Genomic DNA, 4233 nt, shown 5'->3' on the forward strand with positions numbered 1-4233 from the left:
ATAGCGCGAAACAGGTACCATGCAATACCCCTAAAGCATCCCCGAGTGGATGCACTCAAGATTTTCATGCACCAAGCATGTCACACTCGGGATACAACCCACACGGCATTCCACTCCCCAGCGCGTCAGGAACCCACGCTTTCGCCGGAGCTTTCGAAGCATTACGAAAAGGCGCCAAACTAGCAAATACAACTAAGTATTAGTGTAATGCAAGACCATTGCCCCTAATGTCCATGGTTCTCTCACCATCACGGCACATCATACGTGCTCAGAGCCGCAACGTCGAAGCGTGGCATGCCTGCTTCATCGGCGATCTCGTTGAGGGCTTCGACTTCGGCGGTGCTGAAGAGGAGGCCGCCGGCTTTGGCGGTGTGGGCGGCGTTTTGGGCTTCGGGCTGGCCGGGGAGCATGCAGGCTTCGTTGCCGTGGCCGAGGATGTCATCGATCACGGCTTTGATGTTCTCGTTGAAGTTGCGGCCGTTGGAGAAGAGGCCGGTGCTGATGGCATCGGGGTGGATGACCTGAAAGTAGAAGCTGCTGGTGCGCTTTTCACCGGCTGGGAAGGGCTTCCCTTTAATGTCGGGATGGGCACCGCCGCCTCGCAGGGTGGGCAGGCCGCCGCCGATCATGCCGCCCATGACTTCGATAAGGAGGGAGAGGCCGTAGCCTTTGTGTGCGCCAAAGGGCAGCAGCCAGGCGGCTTCATTGGCATCGGTGGTGGGTTTGCCAGCGGCATCCACGGCAGCGCCAGGAGGAAGGGGCTTGCCTTCGCGCTTGAGCTGCTGCACGCGGCCCATGGCGACGGTGGAGGTGGCCCAGTCGATAACGATGGGGAAGCCGCAGGCGTCCTGCGTGGGGAGGCCCCATGAGTGGGGGTTCGTGCCCAGCACTGGGAACTTGCCGCCGAAGGGGACGACCTCGCCAAGGGTGGAGGTGCAGTTCGTGTAGGCGATGTAGCCTTTCTTGGCTGCGTCCATGACGTAGCCGCCGCCCCAGAGGTAATGGAAAGCGTTGTCCACGCTGACCTGGCCGATGCCGTATTTGTCGGCCATTTCCATGCAGCGCTCCATGGCGCTGAAGGCGACGCTCTGGCCGAGCTTGAGCTTGCCGTCCCAGGCTTCGCTGGCGGCGAAGGGCTTCTTTATGACTTCGATCTCCGCGCCAGGCTTGCAGCCGCCGGTGGCGCTGCCGAAGAGGTGATCGAGATGCAGGGCCTTGATGGCGTTGTGGGTGCGAATGCCATGAGCAGAGGCCATTTCGCAAAACCGTGCGCCGTCATCGGCCTCCGCCTGAGTGTAGCCGCGATGCTTGTAGGCGGCGCGAACGAGATCGTTGTGGGCTTCAGTGGGGACGATGTGGTACGTGGTGGGCATGGTTGGCGGATATTGGAGCATCCGCCCGGACACGCAAGAAGCAGAAATAAAGAAGGCTCCGCTCTTGCGAGCGGAGCCTCCGGAAGTCAGGGCTGAGCCAGCCTTATTTGGCGACAGGCTTGAAGACGTCGTGGCAGGCCTTGCAGTTGTTGGCCTTCTTGAATTCGCTGATGCCGACGGCGTCCTTGGCTTTCACCTTCTGAAGAGCGCCGACCAAGGCCTTGCACTTTTCCACCCAGGCGGCCTTCTCGCCACGTGGCGGTGTGGCGGCGCAGATGGCCTGCACGCATTTGATCAGGGAGTCGAGTTCGGCGTCGGTGGCTTCGCCTTTGCCTACCTTCTTGGCGACGGCGTCTTCGGGTTTCCAATTCTTCTTCATCGCGCCTTTGATGAGATCGTCTGCCGAGGCGGTGCTGAGGCTGATGGCAAGGCAGAGGAGGGAGAGTGCTGTTTTCTTCATGTGGTGTCTGACGTGTTTTATGATGTGATGTATTTGGACGAGAAGCCGCAGCGCGCACGGCATTGGAAAAACGCATTCCAAGCAGTTCTTTTACCAAGAACCGAGGGCAATATTTCCAATTCAACTTTTTTAATTCAGCCACGCGCTTTGAGTCAATGCTGGAATCGCAAGTGGTGCAGGAATAAATCAGTCATCGTGACGTGGCTTGCAGTTGCCCATGAGACTCCATCTCATAAAGCAATGATGCGCGCGTGATCCGGTGGTTTTGGCATCACTCCGGGCTTTAGCTATGGACTGTGCATGGAGTCCTGCATGACCCAGCGCCACTGGCCATCTCCTGCCTTTTGTCCATACATTCTTCTTTAAAACTCGGCGCGAGATTGGTGGTTTGACTGCGTTTTACGCCGCCTCCTGCCCATGAAACACCTTCTTCTCCCTCTCCTGATGCTTGGCGGCATGGCCGCTGCCGCAGACACCGAACTACTGATCCAGTTGGGTCTCAATGACAAAGAAACCACGGTGTGGGATGGCTCCATCACGGTGACACCGGGAGAGGTGCAGGAAGTCAGCGGCTACCGTTTTGAGCAGCGGGACACGATCAAGGGCAAGGATGCGTGGCAGGCCAGCAGCCGCACGCCTGTGGGCGCAAATGCGAAGGCGCGGGGGAACAATCCGAAGAAGATCGGCGCGATGGCCAGGCAACTCGGCCCCATTTTTGAAAACGGGGTGTTTGTGAAGCTGAAGGACGTCACGCCGGAGAGCAGCGTGGAGGTGACCACCGCGCAGGGCAAGATCTCCTTCAAGCTGGCGGATGTGAAACCCGGCGAGGCGCTGGATCTGCTGGAGGGCCGCGTGGCAGTGCAGCAGACGGCCTTCAACCTGCGCAAGATGTCGCCGGAGCGCACGGAAGATGACTTCCCTGCCCTGGCCGTGGGTGCCACTGGCCATGCCTACCTGGTGTATCAGAGCTTCACGCCGGGTCTTGACCGAGATGAGCGAGCGAAGCGCTTGGAGAAGGAGCCGGAAGATTTTGCCTACCTAGGACAGCCCGCGGGCGGTGATCAACTCTGGCTGCATGTGCGCCAAACCAACAAGTGGGAGGACGAGCGCATCGCCGTCACGGAAACCGGCAAGGACATCTACAAGTCTGCGGTGTCGATGGATGGCAAAGGCGGCGCATGGATCGTGTGGAGCGAGCGCGTGGATGGGAACTTTGAGATCTTCACGCGTCACTTCAGCGATGGCAAACTTGGCGCAGTGGAAAACCTCTCGAACTCTCCCGGCAATGATCTGTGCCCTGTGATCGCGCATTCGACGAAGAACACTGTGCTGGTGGCGTGGATGGCGGCGCATGAGGGCAAGTTTGAGATCCGCACGCGCACGCATGCCGCCGATGCCTGGGCACCCACGCAGACGGTTTCCAAAAGCAGCGGCAACTGCTGGAATCCATCCCTCAGCACTGATCCACGCGCCGAGGGTGGCAGCGGGCAGTTTGCGCTGGCCTGGGATACTTATGAGAAGGGCGATTATGACATCTGGCTTGCCATTTTTGGAGCCGATGGCAAGGACCCTTTCAAGTCCATGCCGGTGGCGAACACCGCGCAGTATGAAGCGCGTGCGTCCGTGGCGTATGATCATCAGGGCAGCGTGTGGGTGGCCTATGAAAAGAGCGGTGCGACCTGGGGCAAGGACTGGGGTGCGTATGACAGCAATGACGGCATCGGCTTGTATCGCAGTCGTGAAATCGGCATCGCCGTGTGGGATGGGAGGGCGTGGCAGGAACCGCAGGGAAACATCGCCGAGGCGCTGCCCGGAGCGGTGGCCGCGAGAGCGCGCGGCAAGGGCAAAGGCAAAGGTCGCGGCGCGGATGTGACCGCCGCTGCACCACCGAAATCACCTGAAGTGCCGGATGGCCTCGCCTTTGAGCAGCCCGCCGCGCGCAAAGGTGCGCCGGGTGCGCATGCGGAGGCCACAGGCCCGCAGACTTACAACAACCTGGGCCGCATCATCTGCGATGCCGAAGGGCGCATCTGGCTCATCGCGCGCACACGCTTGAACAGTTTCCGCAGCCCGCTGGGCAGCGCCTGGGGCAGCGTGGCGGCGTATCTCGACGGTGCCGAGTGGGTAGGCCCCATCACCATTCCGCACAGTGACAATCTGATGTACAATCTCCCTGCTCTCGCGGCCGGACCGAAGAATCTCTTCATCGCTCATAGCAGCGACCACCGCATGGACCGCATGAACGAGTTCAACCGCGCCAGGAACCCGGGTGGCAAAGGTGGCAATGCCGCGCTGGACGCAACCAAGGACCCTTTTGACAACGATGTCTATTTCAGTCGCCTGAGCAGCGCGGGTCCGGTGAAGGCCGCAGCGCTCAAGCCCATCACGGAAGCGCCGCAG

The 4233-nt window shown here is 60.4% G+C and carries 3 protein-coding genes; 1 reads left to right on the plus strand and 2 read right to left on the minus strand.

What is annotated here, in order from left to right; translation table 11 throughout:
• Positions 1-248 precede the first annotated feature (248 nt).
• On the minus strand, positions 249-1373 hold the full coding sequence (locus ACIREA_RS27645; RefSeq protein ID WP_397385550.1) for an Ldh family oxidoreductase: 1125 nt from the start codon (positions 1371-1373) through the stop codon (positions 249-251).
• 103 nt (positions 1374-1476) lie between these two features.
• A complete protein-coding gene (locus ACIREA_RS27650) occupies positions 1477-1833 on the minus strand; it encodes a hypothetical protein (RefSeq protein ID WP_397385551.1) in 357 nt (118 codons plus the stop codon).
• 417 nt (positions 1834-2250) lie between these two features.
• On the opposite strand from ACIREA_RS27650, the gene ACIREA_RS27655 reads away from it, so the two are divergent.
• The coding region (locus ACIREA_RS27655) for a TolB family protein (protein ID WP_397385552.1) at positions 2251-4233 on the plus strand (1983 nt) is incomplete at its 3' end.

Origin of the sequence: Prosthecobacter sp. (genome assembly GCF_044373815.1) — a bacterium.
In the GTDB taxonomy this organism is placed as follows: Bacteria; Verrucomicrobiota; Verrucomicrobiia; order Verrucomicrobiales; family Verrucomicrobiaceae; genus Prosthecobacter.

Bases quoted from the DNA above. Each gene is read 5' to 3' on its own strand.
- ACIREA_RS27650 (WP_397385551.1), bottom strand. From the start codon at position 1,833: ATGAAGAAAACAGCACTCTCCCTCCTCTGCCTTGCCATCAGCCTCAGC.
- ACIREA_RS27645 (WP_397385550.1), bottom strand. From the start codon at position 1,373: ATGCCCACCACGTACCACATCGTCCCCACTGAAGCCCACAACGATCTC.